Origin of the sequence: Pectobacterium polaris, assembly GCF_002307355.1 — a bacterium.
Taxonomy (GTDB): Bacteria; Pseudomonadota; Gammaproteobacteria; order Enterobacterales; family Enterobacteriaceae; genus Pectobacterium; species Pectobacterium polare.
The window spans coordinates 585,400-608,879 of record NZ_CP017481.1; the positions used below are offsets into that span (position 1 = coordinate 585,400).

Annotated in this window: 19 protein-coding genes, 1 tRNA gene, 3 rRNA genes and 1 pseudogene; 7 read left to right on the forward strand and 17 right to left on the reverse strand. The window is 50.3% G+C overall.

Features of this window, described 5'->3' with window-relative positions:
- Positions 1–12 precede the first annotated feature (12 nt).
- Positions 13–843 carry a glyoxylate bypass operon transcriptional repressor IclR gene (gene iclR / locus BJJ97_RS02575; RefSeq protein ID WP_039462458.1) on the forward strand — a complete coding sequence of 277 codons (831 nt, stop codon included), beginning with the start codon at positions 13–15 and terminating at the stop codon, positions 841–843.
- 273 nt (positions 844–1,116) lie between these two features.
- Here iclR and aceK read toward each other — a convergent pair whose 3' ends face one another.
- The 9 genes from aceK to BJJ97_RS02620 all read right to left on the reverse strand — a co-directional run bounded on the left by aceK (position 1,117) and on the right by BJJ97_RS02620 (position 12,874).
- The gene (aceK, locus tag BJJ97_RS02580) at positions 1,117–2,895 is read right to left on the reverse strand and encodes a bifunctional isocitrate dehydrogenase kinase/phosphatase (protein ID WP_095992988.1); all 1,779 of its coding nucleotides are present in this window, start codon (positions 2,893–2,895) and stop codon (positions 1,117–1,119) included.
- Positions 2,896–2,944: 49 nt separating this feature from the next.
- A complete protein-coding gene (gene aceA, locus BJJ97_RS02585; protein ID WP_095992989.1) occupies positions 2,945–4,252 on the reverse strand; it encodes an isocitrate lyase in 1,308 nt (435 codons plus the stop codon).
- 31 nt (positions 4,253–4,283) lie between these two features.
- Entirely contained in the window at positions 4,284–5,882 is a 1,599-nt protein-coding gene (gene aceB / locus BJJ97_RS02590) for a malate synthase A (protein WP_095992990.1), read from the reverse strand.
- 283 nt (positions 5,883–6,165) lie between these two features.
- Positions 6,166–7,095, reverse strand: coding sequence for a homoserine O-acetyltransferase MetA (gene metA, locus BJJ97_RS02595; RefSeq protein WP_095992991.1), 930 nt, complete (start codon positions 7,093–7,095; stop codon positions 6,166–6,168).
- Positions 7,096–7,233: 138 nt separating this feature from the next.
- The gene (locus tag BJJ97_RS02600) at positions 7,234–7,605 is read right to left on the reverse strand and encodes a YjaA family stress response protein (RefSeq protein ID WP_095992992.1); all 372 of its coding nucleotides are present in this window, start codon (positions 7,603–7,605) and stop codon (positions 7,234–7,236) included.
- 133 nt (positions 7,606–7,738) lie between these two features.
- Positions 7,739–7,854: ribosomal RNA gene (gene rrf / locus BJJ97_RS02605) — 5S ribosomal RNA — on the reverse strand.
- Between the two features lie 120 nt (positions 7,855–7,974).
- Positions 7,975–10,884, reverse strand: a 23S ribosomal RNA gene (locus BJJ97_RS02610).
- A 232-nt stretch (positions 10,885–11,116) separates the two neighbouring features.
- Positions 11,117–11,192, reverse strand: a tRNA-Glu gene (locus BJJ97_RS02615).
- 140 nt (positions 11,193–11,332) lie between these two features.
- A 16S ribosomal RNA gene (locus BJJ97_RS02620) occupies positions 11,333–12,874 on the reverse strand.
- The 16S, 23S and 5S rRNA genes sit together here with 1 tRNA gene alongside, the layout of an rRNA operon.
- A gap of 491 nt (positions 12,875–13,365) precedes the next feature.
- Between BJJ97_RS02620 and BJJ97_RS02625 the strand changes: the two genes are divergently transcribed.
- Positions 13,366–13,914 carry a gamma carbonic anhydrase family protein gene (locus BJJ97_RS02625; RefSeq protein ID WP_095995311.1) on the forward strand — a complete coding sequence of 183 codons (549 nt, stop codon included), beginning with the start codon at positions 13,366–13,368 and terminating at the stop codon, positions 13,912–13,914.
- Here BJJ97_RS02625 and BJJ97_RS02630 read toward each other — a convergent pair.
- The 6 genes and pseudogenes from BJJ97_RS02630 to dprA form a co-directional block, all read right to left on the reverse strand.
- A pseudogene (locus BJJ97_RS02630) lies at positions 13,899–14,155 on the reverse strand (DUF1488 domain-containing protein). The gene BJJ97_RS02625 and the pseudogene BJJ97_RS02630 sit on opposite strands and share 16 nt — an antisense overlap.
- Positions 14,152–14,979, reverse strand: a complete 828-nt coding sequence (gene aroE / locus BJJ97_RS02635; protein WP_095992993.1) for a shikimate dehydrogenase — start codon at positions 14,977–14,979, stop codon at positions 14,152–14,154. Before aroE ends, BJJ97_RS02630 begins: the two are co-directional and overlap by 4 nt.
- A gap of 19 nt (positions 14,980–14,998) precedes the next feature.
- The gene (gene tsaC / locus BJJ97_RS02640; protein WP_095992994.1) at positions 14,999–15,568 is read right to left on the reverse strand and encodes an L-threonylcarbamoyladenylate synthase type 1 TsaC; all 570 of its coding nucleotides are present in this window, start codon (positions 15,566–15,568) and stop codon (positions 14,999–15,001) included.
- Positions 15,561–16,118, reverse strand: a complete 558-nt coding sequence (locus BJJ97_RS02645; protein WP_095992995.1) for a DNA topoisomerase family protein — start codon at positions 16,116–16,118, stop codon at positions 15,561–15,563. The genes tsaC and BJJ97_RS02645 overlap by 8 nt, the downstream gene beginning before the upstream one ends.
- Positions 16,119–16,138: 20 nt before the next feature.
- Entirely contained in the window at positions 16,139–16,612 is a 474-nt protein-coding gene (locus BJJ97_RS02650) for a DUF494 family protein (RefSeq protein ID WP_039487928.1), read from the reverse strand.
- On the reverse strand, positions 16,584–17,705 hold the full coding sequence (gene dprA, locus BJJ97_RS02655; protein WP_095992996.1) for a DNA-protecting protein DprA: 1,122 nt from the start codon (positions 17,703–17,705) through the stop codon (positions 16,584–16,586). The genes BJJ97_RS02650 and dprA overlap by 29 nt, the downstream gene beginning before the upstream one ends.
- Before the next feature lie 128 nt (positions 17,706–17,833).
- Here dprA and def point away from each other — a divergent pair, with 128 nt between their 5' ends.
- The 5 genes from def (at position 17,834) to mscL (ending at position 22,614) form a co-directional block, all read left to right on the forward strand.
- On the forward strand, positions 17,834–18,346 hold the full coding sequence (def, locus tag BJJ97_RS02660) for a peptide deformylase (RefSeq protein ID WP_095992997.1): 513 nt from the start codon (positions 17,834–17,836) through the stop codon (positions 18,344–18,346).
- Positions 18,347–18,370: 24 nt separating this feature from the next.
- Positions 18,371–19,318 carry a methionyl-tRNA formyltransferase gene (gene fmt, locus BJJ97_RS02665; RefSeq protein WP_095992998.1) on the forward strand — a complete coding sequence of 316 codons (948 nt, stop codon included), beginning with the start codon at positions 18,371–18,373 and terminating at the stop codon, positions 19,316–19,318.
- A gap of 67 nt (positions 19,319–19,385) precedes the next feature.
- Complete coding sequence (gene rsmB / locus BJJ97_RS02670) at positions 19,386–20,675, forward strand: 16S rRNA (cytosine(967)-C(5))-methyltransferase RsmB (RefSeq protein WP_095992999.1); 1,290 nt, start codon at positions 19,386–19,388, stop codon at positions 20,673–20,675.
- A 56-nt stretch (positions 20,676–20,731) separates the two neighbouring features.
- Positions 20,732–22,108, forward strand: coding sequence for a Trk system potassium transporter TrkA (gene trkA, locus BJJ97_RS02675; RefSeq protein ID WP_010304922.1), 1,377 nt, complete (start codon positions 20,732–20,734; stop codon positions 22,106–22,108).
- A 92-nt stretch (positions 22,109–22,200) separates the two neighbouring features.
- Positions 22,201–22,614: a large-conductance mechanosensitive channel protein MscL gene (gene mscL, locus BJJ97_RS02680; protein ID WP_039476380.1), complete on the forward strand. Its 414-nt coding sequence runs from the start codon at positions 22,201–22,203 to the stop codon at positions 22,612–22,614.
- A 30-nt stretch (positions 22,615–22,644) separates the two neighbouring features.
- On the opposite strand, the gene BJJ97_RS02685 is transcribed toward mscL, so the two are convergent.
- A complete protein-coding gene (locus BJJ97_RS02685) occupies positions 22,645–22,857 on the reverse strand; it encodes an alternative ribosome-rescue factor A (protein ID WP_095993000.1) in 213 nt (70 codons plus the stop codon).
- A 205-nt stretch (positions 22,858–23,062) separates the two neighbouring features.
- Positions 23,063–23,455 (reverse strand): 50S ribosomal protein L17, encoded by a 393-nt coding sequence (gene rplQ, locus BJJ97_RS02690; protein WP_005970246.1) that lies wholly within the window; start codon positions 23,453–23,455, stop codon positions 23,063–23,065.
- Between the last annotated feature and the right edge of the window lie 25 nt (positions 23,456–23,480).

Genomic DNA, 23,480 nt, shown 5'->3' on the forward strand with positions numbered 1-23,480 from the left:
GGAATCGACGCCATGACGCCACCAGAGCCAGCTAAACGCGGGAAAAAACCCAGAGCCAGCGCGGGCACCGCCGCACAGCCAACCGGGCAGGTTCAGTCGCTGACCCGTGGCCTGACGCTGCTTGAATATATCGCCAAAGCCAACGGCAGCGTGGCGCTAACCGATCTCGCTCAGCAGGCCGGTTTACCGAATTCCACGACCCACCGTCTGCTCACCACCATGCAGCAACAGGGCTTTGTGCGTCAGGTTGGCGACTTGGGGCTGTGGACAATTGCTTCACACGCGTTTATCGTCGGCAGCAGCTTTCTGCAAAGCCGCAACCTGCTGGCGATTGTGCATCCGATAGTACGCAAGTTAATGGAAGACTCGGGAGAAACCGTCAATCTGGCCGTGCTCGATCAGACCGACAGCCAGGCGATCATCATCGATCAGGTACAGTGTACGGCGCTGATGCGCATGTCCGCACCGATCGGCGGTAAGCTGCCGATGCATGCTTCCGGTGCCGGGAAAGCGTTTCTGGCACATTTACCCGATGCTCAGGTCACTCAACTGCTGCACAAGAAAGGGCTGCATGGCTACACGCCACACACCTTCAGCTCGCCACAAGCGTTGAAAGAAAACCTGTCGCTGATTCGCAAGCAGGGCTATTCGTTCGATGACGAAGAGCACGCGCTGGGACTACGCTGCATCGCGGCCTGTATTCTGGATGAACATCATGAAGCGTTCGCCGCTATTTCCATCTCTGGCCCCGTATCGCGCATAACGGACGACCGCGTAACAGAACTCGGCGCGCTGGTAATCAAGGCCGCGAAACAGGTCATGCAGGAATACAGCGGGTTATAAGCCTTTTAGGCGCATGTTTATGCAGACTGTGGGAAGGTTTCGTGCGCAATAATACCGTTATTTTCATGCTACGTCGTAGCACGCGCCCGACACAGGGCGCTCAGTCGCCGCCGCCCTGTGTACCCAGGCTTTCGGCGGGAATTATGCCGCTGACGCGGTGCCTTCGTCGGTATCAGGCTTAACGGACCGCTTGCGACACGTTCCCTACGTGGCGCAAGCTTTCGCCGCGTCCTGCGGCTCATCCTAAGCCTGCTATCTCCTCAGCATAATTTTTTACGCCGGATAACGACAAAGGCCAGAGTCATTCTCAGTTGTGGTGTATAGCGGCTCAGCACGCTGACTGAAACGCTTGCGGCGTCGGTAGGCGTAAACATCCTCAATGTACCCGTCTCTGATACGCTGCTGTAATACTCGCCAGTAATCCGCGCAAAACAGATCGCCGTGCATTTCCTCAAACAGCGTACGAATGTGGCGGTCACTGCACAGGAAGTGCGGAAATTCTTCGGGAAACACGTCATTCGGCGCGACGCTGTACCACGGCTCGGCGGCCAGTTCGTCCTCTGGGTAACGCGGCGGCGGGATTTTGCGGAAATTCACTTCAGTCATGTAGCAGATTTCATCGTAGTCATAAAATACGACTCGCCCATGACGCGTGACGCCGAAATTCTTGAATAGCATGTCGCCGGGGAAAATATTCGCCGCGGCCAGCTGTTTGATAGCATTGCCGTATTCTTCAATCACATCGTGCAACTGCTGCGCACTTGCCTGTTCAAGATAGAGGTTCAGCGGCGTCATCCGGCGTTCCATGTACAAGTGTCGGATCACCAACTGATCGCCCAGATCTTCCAGCTTTTCCGGTACCTCACGCCAAAGCTCATCCAGCAACTCTGGACTGATACGATGCTTATCGATGACGAAGTTTTCATATTCCTGCGTATCCGCCATGCGCCCCACGCGATCGTGCTCTTTCACCAGCTGATAGCACGCCATTACCCGCTCTGCACTTACCTCTTTCTGCGGCGCGAAGCGATCTTTGATGACCTTAAATACGCGATCGAACGAAGGTAGCGTAAACACCAGCATCACCATACCTTTCACGCCGGGCGCGATAATAAACTGCTCTTCTGATTCGGCAATGTAGTGCAGATATTCGCGGTAATACTCGGTTTTACTGTGCTTCTGGCAGCCGATGGCCAAATACAGCTCCGCCGTCGTCTTCCCCGGCAAAATGTCACGCAGCCAGGCCACCAGCGCCGACGGTAACGGGGCATACACCATGAAGTAAGAGCGGGCGAAGCCGAACACAATGCTGGCGTCAGCCTGACTGGTTAAGCAGGTATCAATAAATAGCGCCCCGCGTTCGTTGTGGTGAATCGGTAGCAGGAACGGAAAAACACCGTCAGGGAGCGACAATTTCCCTACCAGCCAGGCGGCTTTGTTACGGTAAAACAGCTCATTAGCCAGCTGTAGCGTCGCCTGCGCAAGCTGCTCCGCTGATGAGAAAGTACGCTGCAAATACGCAGTGATATAACCAATATCACGCGGCAAATCCTCCCACGGTAAACGCAGCGGCACATCGCTCAGCAGCTTTTCCAACATGTTCTGCCAGCCGTCAGTGGGCACAAACGTCTTGGCGATAGGCCGGGGAATTTCACGAAAGCGCTGTTCAGGCTGAGAGCTGAAAACAAACAGCTTATCAGGCGTCAGTTCCCGATGGTTAAACAGCCGACAGTAGACAGAATTAAAGAAACTCTCAGCAATTTCAAAACGTGGATAATCCGGCAGTAAGCGGGTATAGATATGCTTCACTCGCGCTAAAAAATCCGCATCATTGCAGCGGATACCGGTAATACAGCGCAGCTGTTCAACCACCAGACCAACATGGTGATCGTATAAGTGAATACGCTGTTTCATTGCCTGCTGTACGGCGGGCCAGTCGGCCTGTTCAAAACGCTGCTGCGCTCCTGCCGTCACTTCGAGAAAACGTCCATATTGCGCATCAAACCCTTGCAGGATCGTCTGCGCCACCAGCTTTTCAAGGTCACGCGTCATCATGATCTCCCGATGAAACCCGGCCAGCCGAACACTGACCGGGTTAGGATCAGAACTGCTGTTCTTCCGTCGATCCCGTCAGCGCCGTCACTGAAGACTCGCCTCCCTGAATGATGTTCGTCACCTTATCGAAGTAGCCGGTACCCACTTCCTGCTGATGCGATGAGAAGGTATAGCCGTCTTTAATCGCCTCAAATTCAGGCTGCTGTACTTTTTCTACGTAGTGTCTCATCCCCTCGCCCTGCGCATAGGCGTGTGCCAGGTCAAACATGTTGAACCACATGCTGTGAATGCCAGCCAGCGTAATGAATTGGTACTTGTAGCCCATCGCCGACAGCTCGTCCTGAAAACGGGCGATCGTGCTGTCATCCAGATTCTTCTTCCAGTTAAAGGAAGGGGAACAGTTGTACGCCAGCAGCTTACCGGGGAACTTCGCGTGGATAGCCTCGGCAAAACGACGCGCCAGCGATAAATCCGGCGTTGAGGTTTCACACCACACCAAATCGGCATACGGTGCGTAGGCCAGACCACGGCTGATTGCCTGCTCGATCCCGGCTCGCGTGCGATAGAAGCCTTCCACCGTACGTTCTCCGGTGATGAAATCACGGTCATATTCATCGCAATCGGAAGTCAGCAAATCTGCCGCATCCGCATCGGTTCGCGCGACCAGTAAGGTGGGCACGCCCAGGACATCCGCCGCCAGACGGGCCGCAACCAGTTTCTGAATGGCTTCCTGAGTCGGCACCAGTACTTTTCCCCCCATGTGCCCGCATTTCTTCGCCGATGCCAGCTGATCCTCAAAGTGAACCGCAGCAGCACCCGCTTCGATCATCGATTTCATCAGCTCAAACGCATTCAGCACACCGCCGAACCCTGCCTCTGCATCCGCAACAATCGGCAAAAAGTAGTCGGTATGACGCTTATCGCCCGGCTCAATACGGTTCGACCACTGAATCTGATCGGCTCGCCGAAAGGTGTTATTGATGCGTTCAATCACCGCAGGTACGGAATTCGCCGGGTAGAGCGACTGGTCGGGATACATGCTGGACGCCAGATTGGCATCCGCCGCCACCTGCCAACCGGAAAGATAAATCGCTTCGATGCCCGCTTTCGCCTGCTGTAAAGCCTGTCCTCCCGTCAGCGCGCCCAGGCAATTCACATAGCCTTTGCGAGAGTCACCATGCAGCAGGTTCCATAGCTTTGCTGCGCCGAGCTGCGCGAGCGTGCATTCCGGGTTCACCGATCCCCGTAGATTAACCACATCTTCTGCGCTGTAGGGGCGCGTAATACCTTCCCAGCGGGCGGTTTTCCACTCTTTTTCGATATGCTGGACTTGTTGGGTACGAGAGGTCGTCATAGCAGAGGTTCCTTTTTATTATCAGTCAGGATTAATCAAGCAATGCGTAGCCGGGTAGCGTCAGGAAGTCGATCAGCTCATCTTGCGTGGTAATTTGCTCCATTAGCCGAGCGGCTTCATCAAAGCGCCCTCCGCTGAAACGGGCATCACCGAGCTCCTCTTGAATCACAAACATCTCTTCGGCCAGCATCTGGCGGAACAGCGCTTTGGTGATCACTCGACCATCACTCAATGTCTTGCCGTGGCGAATCCACTGCCAGATTGAGGTACGGGAAATTTCTGCCGTTGCCGCATCTTCCATCAGCCCATAAATCGGGACGCAGCCATTGCCGGATATCCATGCTTCGATGTACTGCACCGCCACACGGATATTCGCGCGCATCCCCACTTCCGTGCGCTCTCCCGGGCAAGGCTCCAGCAGCGCTTCTGCACGAATAGGCGCATCGTGTTCACGACTGATTTCGAGCTGATTTTTACGCTCACCTAACGCCCGATCGAACACCTCCATCACCGCATCGGCCAGCCCCGGATGAGCTACCCAAGTGCCATCGTGACCATTGTGAGCTTCCAGCTCTTTGTCTTTACGTACCTTATCCAACACCCAATTATTGCGTTCCGCATCCTTACTCGGAATGAACGCTGCCATCCCGCCCATAGCGAACGCGCCGCGACGGTGACAGGTTTTGATCAACAGCCGTGAGTAAGCGCTAAGAAAGGGTTTTTCCATCGTCACCGACTGGCGATCGGGCAGAACGCGATCGCTGTGGTTCTTTAATGTTTTGATATAGCTGAAGATATAATCCCAGCGGCCGCAGTTCAGCCCAACGATATGGTCACGTAAGTGATAGAGAATTTCATCCATCTGGAAAACGGCAGGCAGCGTTTCAATCAACACTGTCGCTTTGATCGTCCCGCGCGGCAGATCAAAGCGATCTTCCGTGTAGCAGAAGACATCATTCCACCAGGCCGCTTCCTGCCATGATTGGGTCTTTGGCAGATAGAAATAAGGGCCACTACCTTTCTTCAGCAATTCCTGATAGTTGTGGAAAAAATACAGCGCAAAATCGAACAGGCTGCCGGGAATTGCTTCCCCCTGCCAAGACACGTGTTTTTCAGGCAAATGCAAACCGCGTACCCGGCAAATCAATACGGCAGGATTGGGTTTCAGCTGGTAGATTTTTCCTGTTTCATTGATGTAGGAAATCGTACCGCGTACGGCATCACGCAAGTTGATTTGCCCGTCGATCACCTTTTCCCAACTCGGCGACAGCGAATCCTCGAAGTCCGCCATGAACACTTTCACGTTGGCATTCAATGCATTGATCACCATCTTGCGTTCGACCGGACCGGTAATTTCAACGCGACGATCCTGAAGGTCATCGGGAATACCGCGTATTGTCCATGCCTTATCACGAATGGAAGCCGTTTCTGAAATAAAATCAGGCAACTTATCCTGATCGATATTACGCTGTTGTACCTGCCGTTCAGCGAGTAATTGATTACGGGCTGGCGTGAAATGCGCGACCAGCTCCGTTAAGAAATCAATCGCTTCTTCCGTAAGAATTTGCTTCTCACCTTCGCCAAAACGCTGACTAAACGCCAATTCTCTGTTTATCGTCTGCTGCATCATTCGTGGTTCCTTTTCAGATTCCGCTTCATTTATCAACAACCGCCAAATCGGCAAACCAGTATGTACATTTCTTAGCCGACAGGATTAAGCGTAATACAATAAAAAACAAAATCAAAAACAATTTCCATTTTAATTAAAAGTAGAAATTAACATCATGATAAAAATGAAAATTAAAATCCAAAAAGAAGAGAAATGACTTTCACTAAGCAACATAAATGAAAGGGTTCAGCACAAAAAAGAAAGGCACCCTTGAAGGTGCCTTAGAGAAAAGAAGGGAAATGGGTTAGTCCAGCGTAGGGTTCATCCGGCGTAAATCGTAAGGCGTAATCTGGTAAACATAGTAATTCAGCCAGTTAACAAAAAGCAGATGACCGTGGCTACGCCAGCTCGCTTTCGGTGCCAATTCAGGGTTGTCATCGGGGAAATAATTCACCGGAACGGCCGGATCCAATCCAGCATCGCAATCGCGGAAAAACTCGCCCGCGAGCGTCAAGACATCATACTCTGGGTGTCCGGTAACAAACGCCAGACGCTTATCCTTGCTGGCAAACAGATAGGCTCCGGCCTGCTCCGACTCAACCAGAATCTCTAAATCAGTATGCTGCCGAATTACATCAGCGGGGAAATCTGCATAGCGTGAATGTGGTGCCAAGAACGTTTCATCAAAGCCGCGGGTCAACAAGGCATGAGGTTGCAACGTTTGATGTAGGTAAACGCCGGATAGCTTTTCCTTACGGGTCATTTTGGGGATGCCGTAAAGGATATTGAGAGCAGCCTGCACAGCCCAACACACAAACAATGTGGAGGTAACATGCTCTTTTGCCCATTCAATGACACGCGCGATCTGTGGCCAATAAACAACATCACAGAAATCGACTAATCCCAGCGGTGCGCCAGTCACAATCAGGCCATCAAAATTTTCGTTTTGGATGTCGTCGAAATCGCAGTAGAAGTTATTCAAATGCTCAGCCGGCGTATTCTTTGATTCACGACTATCGATACGCAACAGCTGGATATCGATCTGTAAGGGAGAATTGGATAACAGGCGCAGAAACTGGTTTTCAGTCTCGATCTTTTTAGGCATCAGGTTCAGCACCAGCACTTTGAGGGGACGAATTTCCTGCGTTTTAGCACGCGAGGACGTCATCACAAAGACGTTCTCATTCCGCAGAAAATTGACAGCTGGTAACTCATCAGGAACCCGAATTGGCATAACCTTATATCCTCAAAGCATACGTTTAAACGTTTAGACATCCAGATGCCCGAAGATAGCGAGTTTTTGTACTAATGTCGAGTGCTCAGCGCATAAGGTGAAAATGTTTCACTGTGCCCAAAGAACGCGCCACATGCTTTATCTTTTTTTCCTTGCCAGCTCAATCACTTCCGCATCGACTAACGTCTGAGAGCGTTCTATTACAATCAATCGCGCCTTCGGTGAAGCGGCAACAGCTATTTCCTGAAGAATACGTTCCTCAACCTGAGACAAACCACCCTCATTCATTTCAAGAGCATGAATAATCAGCACATCCTGACCAAATTTAAACCAGCTACGTTTGATAAACTTGTCGGCTAAATCTTGAAGAACTTTCTCTGCACGAAAAAAATCAGCAACCAGTAAGCGTGAATTACTAAAAACCTGACTGGAATCACTTAACTCCTGAGACGTTTCAGGATTACGAACAACCATTTTATTCTTACGGATCTGGATATATAAGATCGTCATGAATTTCCCTATATTTACTATTCCCTATGGGTTTCTCTGCGTACAAACGGTGAGCAAATTCTTGCAGCTAACCCCAAAATTCCCCATAGCAAAAAGCCCCTGTCTTTCGACAGAGGCTTTCCACTTGTTTGATGCCTGGCAGTTCCCTACTCTCACATGGGGAAGCCCCACACTACCATCGGCGCTACGGCGTTTCACTTCTGAGTTCGGCATGGGGTCAGGTGGGACCACCGCGCTATCGCCGCCAGGCAAATTCTGTTTCATTCCAACCGTTATACGTTGCTTACGCGCTCGCACAACCATCAGAACCAATCTTTGAACAAGCTGAGTATTGTTTTTTGAGTCGTCTCAAAACACCTTCGGTGTTGTAAGGTTAAGCCTCTCGGGTCATTAGTACTGGTTAGCTCAACGTATCGCTACGCTTACACACCCAGCCTATCTACGTCGTCGTCTTCAACGGCCCTTCAGGGGCATCTAGTGCCCAGGGAAGACTCATCTCGAGGCAAGTTTCCCGCTTAGATGCTTTCAGCGGTTATCTCTTCCGCACTTAGCTACCGGGCAATGCAATTGGCATCACAACCCGAACACCAGTGGTGCGTTCACTCCGGTCCTCTCGTACTAGGAGCAACCCCTCTCAATCTTCCAACGCCCACGGCAGATAGGGACCGAACTGTCTCACGACGTTCTAAACCCAGCTCGCGTACCACTTTAAATGGCGAACAGCCATACCCTTGGGACCTACTTCAGCCCCAGGATGTGATGAGCCGACATCGAGGTGCCAAACACCGCCGTCGATATGAACTCTTGGGCGGTATCAGCCTGTTATCCCCGGAGTACCTTTTATCCGTTGAGCGATGGCCCTTCCATTCAGAACCACCGGATCACTAAGACCTGCTTTCGCACCTGCTCGAGCTGTCACTCTCGCAGTCAAGCTAGCTTATGCCTTTGCACTAACCTCCTGATGTCCGACCAGGATTAGCTAACCTTCGTGCTCCTCCGTTACGCTTTGGGAGGAGACCGCCCCAGTCAAACTACCCACCAGACACTGTCCGCAACCCGGATCACGGGCCCACGTTAGAACATCAAACATTAAAGGGTGGTATTTCAAGGTTGGCTCCACGCAGACTGGCGTCCACGCTTCAAAGCCTCCCACCTATCCTACACATCAAGGCTCAAGGTTCAGTGTCAAGCTATAGTAAAGGTTCACGGGGTCTTTCCGTCTTGCCGCGGGTACACTGCATCTTCACAGCGAGTTCAATTTCACTGAGTCTCGGGTGGAGACAGCCTGGCCATCATTACGCCATTCGTGCAGGTCGGAACTTACCCGACAAGGAATTTCGCTACCTTAGGACCGTTATAGTTACGGCCGCCGTTTACCGGGGCTTCGATCAAGAGCTTCGCCTTGCGGCTGACCCCATCAATTAACCTTCCGGCACCGGGCAGGCGTCACACCGTATACGTCCACTTTCGTGTTTGCACAGTGCTGTGTTTTTATTAAACAGTTGCAGCCAGCTGGTATCTTCGACTGATTTCAGCTCCGTGAGCAAGTCACTTCACCTACCATCAGCGTGCCTTCTCCCGAAGTTACGGCACCATTTTGCCTAGTTCCTTCACCCGAGTTCTCTCAAGCGCCTGAGTATTCTCTACCTGACCACCTGTGTCGGTTTGGGGTACGATTTGATGTTACCTGGAGCTTAGAGGCTTTTCCTGGAAGCGTAGCATTGGTTACTTCATCACCGTAGTGACTCGTCATCACGCCTCAGTGTTAATGACGACCCGGATTTACCAAAGTCATCCACCTTCACGCTTAAACCGGGACAACCGTCGCCCGGATAACCTAGCTTTCTCCGTCCCCCCTTCGCAGTAACACCGAGTACAGGAATATTAACCTGTTTCCCATCGACTACGCTTTTCAGCCTCGCCTTAGGGGTCGACTCACCCTGCCCCGATTAACGTTGGACAGGAACCCTTGGTCTTCCGGCGTGCGGGTTTTTCACCCGCATTATCGTTACTTATGTCAGCATTCGCACTTCTGATACCTCCAGCAGCCCTCACAGGCCACCTTCTACGGCTTACAGAACGCTCCCCTACCCAACAACACCTAAGTGTCGCTGCCGCAGCTTCGGTGCATGGTTTAGCCCCGTTACATCTTCCGCGCAGGCCGACTCGACCAGTGAGCTATTACGCTTTCTTTAAATGATGGCTGCTTCTAAGCCAACATCCTGGCTGTCTGTGCCTTCCCACATCGTTTCCCACTTAACCATGACTTTGGGACCTTAGCTGGCGGTCTGGGTTGTTTCCCTCTTCACGACGAACGTTAGCACCCGCCGTGTGTCTCCCGTGATAACATTCTTCGGTATTCGTAGTTTGCATCGGGTTGGTAAGTCGGGATGACCCCCTAGCCGAAACAGTGCTCTACCCCCGAAGATGAGTTCACGAGGCGCTACCTAAATAGCTTTCGGGGAGAACCAGCTATCTCCCGGTTTGATTGGCCTTTCACCCCCAGCCACAAGTCATCCGCTAATTTTTCAACATTAGTCGGTTCGGTCCTCCAGTTAGTGTTACCCAACCTTCAACCTGCCCATGGCTAGATCACCGGGTTTCGGGTCTATACCCTGCAACTTAACGCCCAGTTAAGACTCGGTTTCCCTGCGGCTCCCCTATTCGGTTAACCTTGCTACAGAATATAAGTCGCTGACCCATTATACAAAAGGTACGCAGTCACCCTGATTAATCAAGGCTCCCACTGCTTGTACGTACACGGTTTCAGGTTCTATTTCACTCCCCTCGCCGGGGTTCTTTTCGCCTTTCCCTCACGGTACTGGTTCACTATCGGTCAGTCAGGAGTATTTAGCCTTGGAGGATGGTCCCCCCATATTCAGACAGGATGTCACGTGTCCCGCCCTACTCATCGAACTCACAGCCTGTGCATTTTTGTGTACGGGACTATCACCCTTTACTGTGCGACTTTCCAGACGCTTCCACTAACACACAAACTGATTCAGGTTCTGGGCTCCTCCCCGTTCGCTCGCCGCTACTAGGGGAATCTCGGTTGATTTCTTTTCCTCGGGGTACTGAGATGTTTCAGTTCCCCCGGTTCGCCTCATGATGCTATGTATTCACATCATGATAGTGTGTCGAAACACACTGGGTTTCCCCATTCGGGTATCGTCGGGTATAACGCTTCATATCAGCTTACCGACGCTTATCGCAGATTAGCACGCCCTTCATCGCCTCTGACTGCCTAGGCATCCACCGTGTACGCTTAGTCGCTTAACCTCACAACCCGAAGGTGTCTTTGATAAATCAAAGTCACTGTCGTGCTGCGATTATTTGAGAGACTCATTGACACACTGATACACCATTCATACCCGCAGGTATCAATGCATGTTCAGCTGTCATGTTTCAATTTTCAGCTTGTTCCAGATTGTTAAAGAGCAATATCGTAAACATGACTCCGAAGAATCATCTTTAAGATATTCGTGATAATGTCTTTCACTCATTATCGGATTGGCGTCCCCAAGGGGATTCGAACCCCTGTTACAGCCGTGAAAGGGCAGTGTCCTAGGCCTCTAGACGATGGGGACACGAAAAATCCGTACCGGATCATAAACCCGGCACTTTCGCGTCAGCATGAGTCTACACTCATGACATCAACAGGTGCGCTTGCTCAGTATTTTCATCAGACAATCTGTGTGAGCACTTCACTTAACACACATCTTTTTGGTAAGGAGGTGATCCAACCGCAGGTTCCCCTACGGTTACCTTGTTACGACTTCACCCCAGTCATGAATCACAAAGTGGTAAGCGCCCTCCCGAAGGTTAAGCTACCTACTTCTTTTGCAACCCACTCCCATGGTGTGACGGGCGGTGTGTACAAGGCCCGGGAACGTATTCACCGTAGCATTCTGATCTACGATTACTAGCGATTCCGACTTCATGGAGTCGAGTTGCAGACTCCAATCCGGACTACGACGTACTTTATGAGGTCCGCTTACTCTCGCGAGGTCGCTTCTCTTTGTATACGCCATTGTAGCACGTGTGTAGCCCTACTCGTAAGGGCCATGATGACTTGACGTCATCCCCACCTTCCTCCGGTTTATCACCGGCAGTCTCCTTTGAGTTCCCGACCGAATCGCTGGCAACAAAGGATAAGGGTTGCGCTCGTTGCGGGACTTAACCCAACATTTCACAACACGAGCTGACGACAGCCATGCAGCACCTGTCTCACAGTTCCCGAAGGCACTAAGGTATCTCTACCGAATTCTGTGGATGTCAAGAGTAGGTAAGGTTCTTCGCGTTGCATCGAATTAAACCACATGCTCCACCGCTTGTGCGGGCCCCCGTCAATTCATTTGAGTTTTAACCTTGCGGCCGTACTCCCCAGGCGGTCGACTTAACGCGTTAGCTCCGGAAGCCACGCCTCAAGGGCACAACCTCCAAGTCGACATCGTTTACAGCGTGGACTACCAGGGTATCTAATCCTGTTTGCTCCCCACGCTTTCGCACCTGAGCGTCAGTCTTTGTCCAGGGGGCCGCCTTCGCCACCGGTATTCCTCCAGATCTCTACGCATTTCACCGCTACACCTGGAATTCTACCCCCCTCTACAAGACTCTAGCCTGTCAGTTTTGAATGCAGTTCCCAGGTTAAGCCCGGGGATTTCACATCCAACTTAACAGACCGCCTGCGTGCGCTTTACGCCCAGTCATTCCGATTAACGCTTGCACCCTCCGTATTACCGCGGCTGCTGGCACGGAGTTAGCCGGTGCTTCTTCTGCGGGTAACGTCAATCGACAAGGTTATTAACCTTATCGCCTTCCTCCCCGCTGAAAGTGCTTTACAACCCGAAGGCCTTCTTCACACACGCGGCATGGCTGCATCAGGCTTGCGCCCATTGTGCAATATTCCCCACTGCTGCCTCCCGTAGGAGTCTGGACCGTGTCTCAGTTCCAGTGTGGCTGGTCATCCTCTCAGACCAGCTAGGGATCGTCGCCTAGGTGAGCCATTACCTCACCTACTAGCTAATCCCATCTGGGCACATCTGATGGCGAGAGGCCCGAAGGTCCCCCTCTTTGCTCTTGCGAGGTTATGCGGTATTAGCTACCGTTTCCAGTAGTTATCCCCCTCCATCAGGCAGTTTCCCAGACATTACTCACCCGTCCGCCGCTCGTCACCCAGAGAGCAAGCTCTCCTGTGCTACCGCTCGACTTGCATGTGTTAGGCCTGCCGCCAGCGTTCAATCTGAGCCATGATCAAACTCTTCAATTTAAGATTTGTTTGATTTGCTTCTACTCGAGAAGCGATGCTCAAAGAATTAGTCACTGTTCATTCGTAATGAATTTTACTGTTGTTCACTCTTCAAGACTTTTTATATCGTTAAGATACGGTCTTGTGAGTGCCCACACAGATTGTCTGATTAAATTGTTAAAGAGCAGTGCGTTGTGGCCTTAACCACTTCGCGAGGTGGCGTATATTACGCTTTTCACCTTCAGAGTCAACGCTTATTTTAAAGTGTTTTCTCTTTCTTTATCGACCCGGTTGTGTGTTCACAGCGCCGTGTCGATGGAGGCGCATTATAGGGATCCGTTTTCGTTACACAACAACTTTCTTGATCTTTTTTTCTGTTCGCGTGTTTTTCGACCCTTTCGATGAGATCTTACTCGATCCACACCACTTTTCAGTTGCCGACATCCCATATCTGTCGATATTTTGTCTAATAACGAATCATCAGTATGTGGCAAATAACTACGAGGTTGTCGATGAGTGCAAAAACATTGCGCCGTTATAACGGTACTTCTCCCGTTTTAGGCGAAAGAGTCATGGTCGATCATTCCAGCGTGGTGATTGGTAAGGTAACACTAGGCGATGATGTCGGCATATGGCCTCTTGTCGCCATACGCGGTGACGTTAACTACATTACTATTGGTGCAAGGAGTAATGTTCAGGACGGATCTGTACTTCACATCACCCACTGCTCAGAGAAAAAACCAGAAGGTAATCCGCTTATTATTGGTGAAGACGTCACGGTAGGACATAAAGCGATGCTGCACGGTTGCCAGATAGGAAATCGGGTTCTGGTCGGAATGGGTTCAATACTCCTCGATGGAGCCGTTGTTGAAGATGATGTCATGATTGGCGCTGGTAGCTTGGTCCCCCCAGGAAAACGGCTAGAGAAGGGACATCTATACCTCGGCAGCCCAGTCAAAAAAATTCGACCACTAACACAAGAAGAAATAGAGGGATTGATTTACTCGGCAAACAACTATGTTCGTTGGAAAGATGAATACCTTGCTCAGGACAACGAGTAACAACCTTCATCATCCCATTCTTCAGCAACGATCATTTGTTCCAGTTCATCTTCAAGATCCCATCGATATTCCCTGAACAGTGCCAGCCACCGTTCAGGGCTATCACCACCGTAACGTTGCTGGAGCTGCTCTGTGCTCACTAAACATTCCTGCTGAAAGCCATTCACTAAAACAGGAAAGCGGATCGCCATGACTTATCATCCCAGCTTTCACGATCGGGGAACTGGATCGCCTGATTCATTTAGCAAGATCCTGCTTTAGTAAAGCAATCACTGGTTCCACGTCCGGCATAACACCATGCCAAAGTTTAAACGCATGTGCCGCTTGCCCCACCAGCATTCCCAAACCATCTGCATAATGGAGGGCACCATGCTGTACACACCATGACAAAAATGGTGTCAGTTGTGGCAGGTAAAACATGTCATAACAGCACGTTTCCGGCGAAATGAGTTCCGGCGGTAAGTTAGGAACGCTGTCGTACATACCAGAAGATGTGGCGTTGATGATCAGATCGAACGACTGACCCTGTAAATCATCGAGAGCAACAGCGTTAATATCACCAATGTCACGGAAGATCTTAGCTAAGTCATCGGCCTTGGAAAAGGTCCTATTCGTCAGCACCACTGTGCAGCCATAAGCCAGCAGAGGTTGGATAACACCCCGCGCCGCACCACCTGCACCAACCAGCAAAACACGATCCAACGGCTTCACCAGCGCCAATCGTTGCAGATCGCTGAGCAAACCGATGCCATCAGTATTATCACCAAACAGGCGGCCGTCACTCAATCTCTTCAATGTATTGACCGCCCCCGCAAGCGCGGCACACTCGCTACGCTCATCCGCTTCGGCAAAGGCCCGCTCTTTAAAAGGCGCAGTCACATTCGCCCCACCAGCACCATCACGAAAATACTGGCGCAGCATCTGCTCAAAATTATCCAGAGGCGCCAACACGCGCTGGTACGTCAATGTTGTCCCCGTCTGTGCAGCAAATAGCTCATGTATGCGAGGTGATTTACTATGCGCAATCGGATTGCCAAAAACCGCAAAAGACGTTACTTCAGACACGTTCCTCTCCAACTTGTCGTTACCCCTGACGAATAAGCTCGCCTGTTAATACATCCCTGATTTCTGATGGGTTCATTCTTCCGCCGACATCCCCAACTAGCACAGGAAAATCATCACCAAACTGTAGAGAAACTTCCTGAGCCGTGCGGCAAGGCGGTTGACCACTTAAATTGGCGCTGGTCGACACCAACGGTTTACCGTAACGCTGGCACAGTTCCTTAACTAACGGATGGTCACTAACACGTACCGCAAGCGAAGAAAATTGCCCCGTTAACCACTGCGGAGTCGTGCGTTTTGCTGGCAACACCCAAGTAACCGGACCTGGCCATGTGGAAAACATCATAGCCTTCTGCTCAGCGGATAACGCACTGTCATCAATATAGAGAGCAAGTTGGCTAAAATCTGCCGCAATCAGGATCAAACCTTTTTGCCAAGGGCGTTGCTTTAACGCCAGCAGGCGATTAACCGCCACTTCACTATCAGGATCGCACCCCAACCCAAATACCGCTTCAGTCGGGTACGCAATAACCTGCTCGTTGTGTAACTCCCGCAAAAGGGGAATCATTAGTTCATCAGACGCATCACTCATTCTTATCAACTTCTGCCGCTATCGGTTTTCCACATAATTTACTGGCACAAAATAGCTTGATGCCTTGTGCCGTTTTTTTCTCAAACAATAAAGCGTAATGGCAAGAAGGGCATTCACCCGCTATCGGCTTATGGTTTAACGTAAACTGGCAATCGGGATAGCGATCGCAAGAATGAAATACCTTGCCGTAGCGAGATTTGCGCTGCAACAGCGTTCCTTCATTACACTGTGGACATCGAATCGCCGTATCATCAGGGCGATCGATAGTCTCGGTATGATGGCATTCAGGGTAATTGCCACAGCCGATGAACATCCCATAACGGCCTTGCCGTAAAACCAAGGTCGACTGACAAAGCGGACATTGCTGCCCATCTAACACTTTGACGATATGTCCATCAGCTTGTGCTTTCAGCGGGCGAATGAACTCACATTCTGGATACGCAGAACAGCCAAGAAATGGGCCGTGCCGACCAGAACGGATAACCAGCACTGACCCACAGTCTGGACATATTTCCTGTTTTTTTTCAGCAAACAGCGCAGGCTTAGCCATTCGAACTGTTATTCCTCTGGCTATTGCACATAACCGTCATTGACCTCAAAGAGTAATTCTTCCATTTGCTGATAAGCATTCTCACAACCAGGTACATTGAAAAGCACCATGAGAATGACCCACTTCAGATCTTCCAGATCAAACTCCTGCGTTTCCAACGCCATGACGCGTTCAATAATCATTTCCCGCGTTTCAAGGTTCAGAACCTGAATTTGCTCAAGGAACAATAAAAAGCCACGACATTCCGCATCAAGACGCAGCGCCTCATCCTGCGTATAGATCCGCATAGCCAGAGGATCATTCGCTAAATGAAGCGGCGCGGTCTGCCCTTCCTGAATATCGGCCAATTTTTCCAGCCAACTCAACGCGCTATAGATATCGTTACGATGGAATCCAGCGCGGGTGAGGTCATCAGTTAACGTATCCTGATCGACACGCATTTCAGTTTCATTGTGGATGTAGCTCTCAAACAAGTACATGAGTACGTCGAACATGGCCTGCCCTCCTTAATCGGACATAGCCGCCGGGTACTGCTGCGATCCACCCTGCTAACTCCAGCTCTAATAGCTTAGTGACTATCTCTGGCACAGGTTGGCCGGCACGTTCAGCGACAACGTCAACAGGTGTAACCTCATCTCCTACGTTAGCCAACACGTCGGCAAATGGCAATTCGCCATCCTCTTCTTCGCTAGAAATAGTTTGCCCGCTTTCCATCGGCAGCCACTGTAACTCACTCACCAACTGCTCAAGAATATCTTTAGGATGTGTAACCAAGCTGGCTCCTTGCTGGATCAACCAGTGTGTTCCCTCAGTCATCGGGTTACCAATCGGCCCCGGCAGAGCAAAAACTTCCCGTCCTTGCTCCAAAGCATAACGCGCAGTGACCAACGATCCACTGCGGATAGACGCTTCAATGACCAGAACACCCAGCCCTAACCCGCTGATAATACGATTTCTTCTGGGAAAGTTGGTTGGGAAAGGCGGCATCGCGAGAGGAAATTCGGAAACCAGCGCGCCACCACCGCCACAAATACGTTCGGCAAGCTTAGCGTGCCGCTTGGGATAAACATTCTCCAGCCCGCTTCCCAGCACCGCAACGGTTCGCCCTCCCGCATCCAACGCAGCACGATGAGCAATACCATCAATGCCAATCGCTAACCCGCTTGTCACCGTGAGTTCATTCGCAGCAAGCTCTTGGGCGAAAAAGCATCCCCAGCGCTCGCCGTAAGCACTGCTCCCACGGCTACCAATAATCGATATTTGTGGCGATGCCAGCAATTCAGGAGAACCAGATACAAAAAGCAACAGCGGAAAATCACGAATATTGCTCAACAGAAAGGGATAAAGGACATCTTCGCACGTCACGATATGATTATTGGGATGAGACAACCAGGTGAGAGTTTCCTCTAGGATCTTACGATCATAGGAACAGAATTGGGCAATTTGAGCATCGGACAGGCCTAACGCCCCCAAGGTCTCGTTATCGAACGTATTTAAATCAATAAGCTTTCTGACAATCGCCTGAGCACGCCTGCCCCCTAGGTGCCGTACACCCGTCATACGTAGCCAGATTTCCGTTAATAGCATCGTCGTCCCTTATTCCGCTATGTTCAGATAAGTGGTGCAATTCAGTGCTGATGCTGTCAATCGGGGCAGGAAATGTCTAGAATGAGCATTAAGACTCTCTCACTATTCAGATACAGATCTAAACATATATGGCAGTTTTGCAGGTATTACATTTTCCAGACGAGCGGCTCCGCATCACTGCGCAACCCGTAAAAGAAGTCAATGCAGATATTCAACGTATCGTAGATGATATGTTCGATACCATGTACGAAGAAGAAGGTATTGGCCTGGCAGCAACACAGGTGGATATTCATCAGCGTATTATTGTTATTGACGTCTCTGAAGAACGAGACCAACGACTGGTGCTGATCAATCCCGAGTTGATTGAAAAGAGCGGCGATACAGGCATCGAAGAAGGTTGCTTGTCGATCCCTGAAACGCGTGCGCTGGTCCCTCGTGCAGAACGTGTAAAAGTGCGCGCATTGGATCGTGAAGGTAAGGCGTTCGAACTGGAAGCAAGCGAGCTACTCGCCATTTGTATTCAGCACGAAATGGACCATCTGGTTGGGAAACTGTTTATCGATTACCTTTCCCCGCTTAAACGCCAGCGCATTCGTCAAAAACTGGAAAAACTGGCTAAGCAGAATAGCCGAGCCCGATAATTTTTCATCCTGACAGGAAGCACCGTGTCTGATTCTTTACGCATAATCCTTGCCGGAACCCCTGACTTTGCAGCGCGTCATCTAGACGCGCTTTTATCATCGGGTCATGAGGTCGTTGGCGTTTTCACCCAGCCTGACCGTCCGGCAGGCAGAGGCAACAAGCTCACCCCTAGTCCGGTAAAAGTACTGGCAGAGCAACACAGCATCCCCGTTTTCCAGCCTAAGTCTCTGCGGCCGGAAGAAAATCAGGCGATGGTTCAAGCGTTAAATGCCGATATTATGGTCGTTGTCGCCTACGGTTTAATTCTGCCACAGCCCGTGTTATCCATGCCTCGCCTTGGCTGCATTAATGTCCACGGATCTCTGTTACCTCTCTGGCGTGGTGCGGCACCTATTCAGCGTGCATTGTGGGCTGGAGATAGTGAAACCGGCGTGACGATCATGCAAATGGACGTTGGACTCGATACGGGTGCAATGCTGCACAAAATTTCGTGCCCAATCCTGCCACAGGATACCAGTGCAACGTTGTACGATAAACTTGCTGAGCTGGGCCCACGTGGCTTATTGGAAACGCTGGAACAGCTTGCTGATGGCAGCGCTGTTGCTGAAGCACAAAATGATGCCCTTGCCACCTATGCAGAAAAGCTCAGCAAAGAAGAAGCTCGTCTCAACTGGCAGTTATCTGCCGAGCAGCTTGAGCGCTGTATTCGTGCTTTTAATCCTTGGCCAGTCAGCTATTTCATCGTAGATGAACAGCCAGTGAAAGTCTGGAAAGCTGAGGTCATCGCCAAAGCACATGGCTCACAGCCTGGCACCATCATACAAGCAGACAAGCAGGGCATTCAGGTAGCAACAACAGATGGCATCTTGAATATTCAGGAATTGCAGCCCGCAGGCAAAAAAGTCATGGGCGCGCAGGATCTACTTAACTCACGCCGTGAGTGGTTCGTTCCCGGTAATACACTGGACTAATCTATTTTTCATACCGGCGCCAAGCCGGTATATCCTCTCTCTTTTACGTATACGTCATCGCTAACACATGAAAAGCTCATACAATCTACGCAGTATTGCCGCAAAAGTGGTGGGACAGGTTCTGGATCAGGGACAATCACTCAGTGCCTTATTACCTGTTCATCAGCGTGAAGTCTCCGATAAAGATCGCGCACTTTTGCAAGAGCTTTGCTTCGGCGTATTACGCGTTTTACCGCAGTTGGAATGGTGTATTCAACAACTGATGGCTAAACCTCTGACGGGTAAACAACGCACGCTGCATTACCTCATCATGGTCGGTATCTACCAGCTACATTACACTCGGATCCCGCCACATGCGGCCCTGGCAGAAACAGTAGAAGGTGCCGTCGCATTAAAGCGGCCGCAGCTCAAGGGACTGATTAATGGCGTATTACGCCAATTTCAGCGTCAGCAGGAAGAACTGATTCAACGTGAGGCAACTCACTCATCTCACTACCTGCATCCAAGCTGGCTACTGGATCGCATTGAGCGTGCCTATCCAAATCACTGGCAAAACATCGTTGAAGCGAATAATCAACGCCCTCCAATGTGGCTACGTGTGAATCGATTACACCACACACGTGAAGCGTATTTAAACTTGTTAGAACAAGAGGGAATCGAAGCATTTCCTCATGCTGAATACAGCGATGCGATACGACTTGCGGCTCCCTGTGCAGTCGATCAATTGCCAGGATTTTCACAAGGGTGGGCAACGGTACAGGATGCATCGGCTCAAGGCTGCGCCTATTGGCTCGATCCACAAGATAGCGAACAGATCCTCGATCTCTGTGCTGCACCCGGTGGAAAAACAACACACATTTTAGAAGCAGCACCAAAATCTCATGTACTCGCTGTCGATGTTGATGAAACACGTTTAGGCCGGGTAAAAGAAAATTTACTGCGGCTACAAATGCATGCCGAAGTAAAACAAGGCGATGGACGTTACCCTGATTCATGGTGTGAAGGACGTGTGTTTGATCGCATTCTGTTGGATGCACCTTGCTCAGCCACTGGTGTCATTCGTCGTCATCCTGACATTAAGTGGTTGCGACGAGACAGAGACATCGAGGAGCTAGTGGCACTGCAAAAAGAAATTCTTGATGCCATCTGGCCACATCTAAAAACAGGCGGCACGATGGTCTACGCGACCTGCTCTATTCTGCCGGAAGAAAATGCCCAACAAGTTGCTGATTTCCTGACCCGCCATACCGATGCAACGCTTGTTGATACAGGTACAAGAGAAATACCGGGCATACAGATGCTTCCTCATACCGATGGTGGCGATGGTTTCTTTTATGCGAAGCTGGTAAAAAACTGATATTGAACCCAGTATTGTCTGCAACAGACAGCAATCAATAAACGGCATGGCTTATTATGAAAATTATCATTCTTGGCGCGGGTCAGGTCGGCGGAACACTGGCGGAAAATCTAGCGGGTGAAAACAATGACATCACTGTCGTTGATACCGATGCAAACCGGTTACGTCAGCTCCAGGATAAGTTTGACCTGCGCGTCGTTACGGGCTATGCCTCTCACCCACGAGTGCTACGTGAAGCGGGAGCAGAAGATGCCGATATGCTGGTCGCCGTTACCAATTCAGATGAAACGAATATGGTAGCCTGCCAGATTGCTTATTCTCTTTTCAAAACACCAAACCGGATTGCGCGTATTCGTGCCGCTGAATACATTCGTGAATCAGAACAGCTGTTTTTACCAGAAGCGGTTCCCATCGATCACCTGATCTCCCCGGAACAGTTGGTGATCGATAACATTTACAAACTGATCGAATATCCTGGAGCACTTCAAGTCGTCAATTTTGCTGAAGGAAAAGTGAGTCTTGCCGCAGTTAACGCCTACTATGGTGGTCCACTGGTCGGTAATGCTCTCACCTCTCTCCGTGAACACATTCCTCATGTAGATACCCGCGTTGCCGCTATTTTCCGTCACGATCGTCCGATTCGCCCACAGGGTTCCACCATCATCGAAGCTGGAGATGAGGTGTTTTTTGTCGCCGCTTCGCAGCATATTCGTGCGGTGATGAGCGAGTTGCAGCGCCTTGAAAAACCGTATAAAAGGATCATGATCGTTGGCGGTGGGAATGTCGGTGCAGGATTAGCGCAGCGGTTAGAAAAAGACTACAGCATCAAGTTGATTGAACGAAATGCAGACCGGGCTGTGGAGCTGGCTGAGCTCCTGCAAAATACGGTCGTGTTCCATGGTGATGCTTCAGATCAAGAGCTCCTCGCCGAAGAACACATCGAGCAGATCGATGTATTCATCGCCATTACCAACGATGACGAAGCGAATATTATGTCAGCTATGCTGGCTAAACGCATGGGCGCGAAAAAAGTAATGGTGCTTATCCAGCGTCGGGCTTATGTCGATCTGGTTCAGGGCAGCGTTATCGATGTCGCAATATCCCCACAGCAGGCAACAATTTCTGCGCTACTCAGCCACGTCCGTAAGGCAGATATCGTTAGCGTATCTTCTTTACGTCGTGGCGTAGCTGAAGCAATCGAGGCCATCGCTCACGGTGACGAGGGCACATCGAAAGTTGTCGGCAGAATGATCGAAGATATTAAACTTCCACCCGGAACCACTATAGGCGCAATTGTTCGCGGTGACGACGTCATCATTGCCAACGCAAATAGCAAAATTGAACAAGGTGATCATGTCATCATGTTCTTGGCTGACAAGAAATTTGTGCCTGATGTTGAACGTCTATTTCAACCAAGCCCCTTCTTTTTGTAATGTGGGAGCAGATTTATTGCTAATCGATAATCTGGCAAAGATACGGCTATTGGTTAGAATTAATTTATAATTTTTTGGCAAGGAGAACGGATATGAGCATCATCAAAGAATTCAGAGAGTTTGCCATGCGTGGCAACGTTGTCGATTTGGCGGTGGGTGTCATTATTGGTGCAGCTTTCGGCAAGATCGTTTCTTCTCTGGTATCAGATATTATTATGCCGCCACTTGGACTTTTGATTGGTGGTGTCGATTTTAAACAATTCAGCCTTATTCTTCGCGACGCCCAAGGCGAAATTCCCGCGGTTGTCATGAACTATGGCGCTTTCATCCAGAATATTTTCGACTTTATCATCGTCGCTTTCGCAATTTTTATAGCGATCAAGCTTATGAATAAAATGCGACGTAAACAGGAAGATACCCCTGCAGCACCGCCAAAACCTAGCGCAGAAGAAAAGCTCTTAGCTGAAATTCGCGACTTACTAAAAGAACAACAGACTAGACAGTAAGCATTGAGTTTCTGCTTAGACTCAGCATCACTACGCAGAAAGTAGAAAGGCCAGAGGTAAATAATCATTTGATTGCTTACCACTGGCCTCCCAATTACCTTTCTTCATGTGCTTCTCTTTTCTACGATAACTTCCCTTCCCTTTTTCATTCACTTCAATTCGTTGGCGAAACAGTGGGTCATGTAGCAATGCCTCAATGGCATTGTCCTGGATTTTCCCACGTTGATGTCGGTATGTGGTCATCATTACTCCTAAGGAACTCGGGTTGGTATGTACATCAATAAAACGTGCAGAGTATATAGTCGAAATGGGTAGATGAGAACAGGTGGGATGTATTTTCAGCTCACTCAGACACAGGTAGTTGCTCACCGTGTATATTTATGCAAAGCATGACTTATTTCAGATATAAAAAAACCGGGTTTCCCCGGTTTTTTTACGCTCTTACAGATTACTCTGCAGTAGCAACTTCTTCTGTCTGCGAAACTGAGCGATCAACGAGCTCGATGTATGCCATCGGCGCATTGTCACCAGCACGGAAGCCACACTTAAGAATACGAGTGTAACCACCGGCACGGCTCGCGAAACGCGGGCCCAGTTCATTAAACAGTTTTGCCACGATCTCGTTATCACGAGTACGGGCGAATGCCAGACGACGATTAGCAACGCTGTCGGTCTTGGCAAGAGTAATCAGCGGTTCAACAACGCGACGCAGCTCTTTCGCTTTCGGCAGGGTCGTCTTGATGATTTCATGACGAACCAAAGAACTAGCCATGTTACGGAACATAGCCTGACGATGGCTGCTGTTACGGTTCAGTTGACGACCACTCTTACGATGGCGCATGACCTTATCCTTCTCAGTAAAACCT

Coding starts and splice junctions, on each gene's coding strand:
- iclR (WP_039462458.1), top strand. CDS start 13: ATGACGCCACCAGAGCCAGCTAAACGCGGGAAAAAACCCAGAGCCAGC.
- aceK (WP_095992988.1), bottom strand. CDS start 2,895: ATGACGCGTGACCTTGAAAAGCTGGTGGCGCAGACGATCCTGCAAGGG.
- aceA (WP_095992989.1), bottom strand. CDS start 4,252: ATGACGACCTCTCGTACCCAACAAGTCCAGCATATCGAAAAAGAGTGG.
- aceB (WP_095992990.1), bottom strand. CDS start 5,882: ATGATGCAGCAGACGATAAACAGAGAATTGGCGTTTAGTCAGCGTTTT.
- metA (WP_095992991.1), bottom strand. CDS start 7,095: ATGCCAATTCGGGTTCCTGATGAGTTACCAGCTGTCAATTTTCTGCGG.
- BJJ97_RS02600 (WP_095992992.1), bottom strand. CDS start 7,605: ATGACGATCTTATATATCCAGATCCGTAAGAATAAAATGGTTGTTCGT.
- BJJ97_RS02625 (WP_095995311.1), top strand. CDS start 13,366: ATGAGTGCAAAAACATTGCGCCGTTATAACGGTACTTCTCCCGTTTTA.
- tsaC (WP_095992994.1), bottom strand. CDS start 15,568: ATGAGTGATGCGTCTGATGAACTAATGATTCCCCTTTTGCGGGAGTTA.
- BJJ97_RS02645 (WP_095992995.1), bottom strand. CDS start 16,118: ATGGCTAAGCCTGCGCTGTTTGCTGAAAAAAAACAGGAAATATGTCCA.
- BJJ97_RS02650 (WP_039487928.1), bottom strand. CDS start 16,612: ATGTTCGACGTACTCATGTACTTGTTTGAGAGCTACATCCACAATGAA.
- dprA (WP_095992996.1), bottom strand. CDS start 17,705: ATGCTATTAACGGAAATCTGGCTACGTATGACGGGTGTACGGCACCTA.
- def (WP_095992997.1), top strand. CDS start 17,834: ATGGCAGTTTTGCAGGTATTACATTTTCCAGACGAGCGGCTCCGCATC.
- rsmB (WP_095992999.1), top strand. CDS start 19,386: ATGAAAAGCTCATACAATCTACGCAGTATTGCCGCAAAAGTGGTGGGA.
- trkA (WP_010304922.1), top strand. CDS start 20,732: ATGAAAATTATCATTCTTGGCGCGGGTCAGGTCGGCGGAACACTGGCG.
- mscL (WP_039476380.1), top strand. CDS start 22,201: ATGAGCATCATCAAAGAATTCAGAGAGTTTGCCATGCGTGGCAACGTT.
- BJJ97_RS02685 (WP_095993000.1), bottom strand. CDS start 22,857: ATGACCACATACCGACATCAACGTGGGAAAATCCAGGACAATGCCATT.
- rplQ (WP_005970246.1), bottom strand. CDS start 23,455: ATGCGCCATCGTAAGAGTGGTCGTCAACTGAACCGTAACAGCAGCCAT.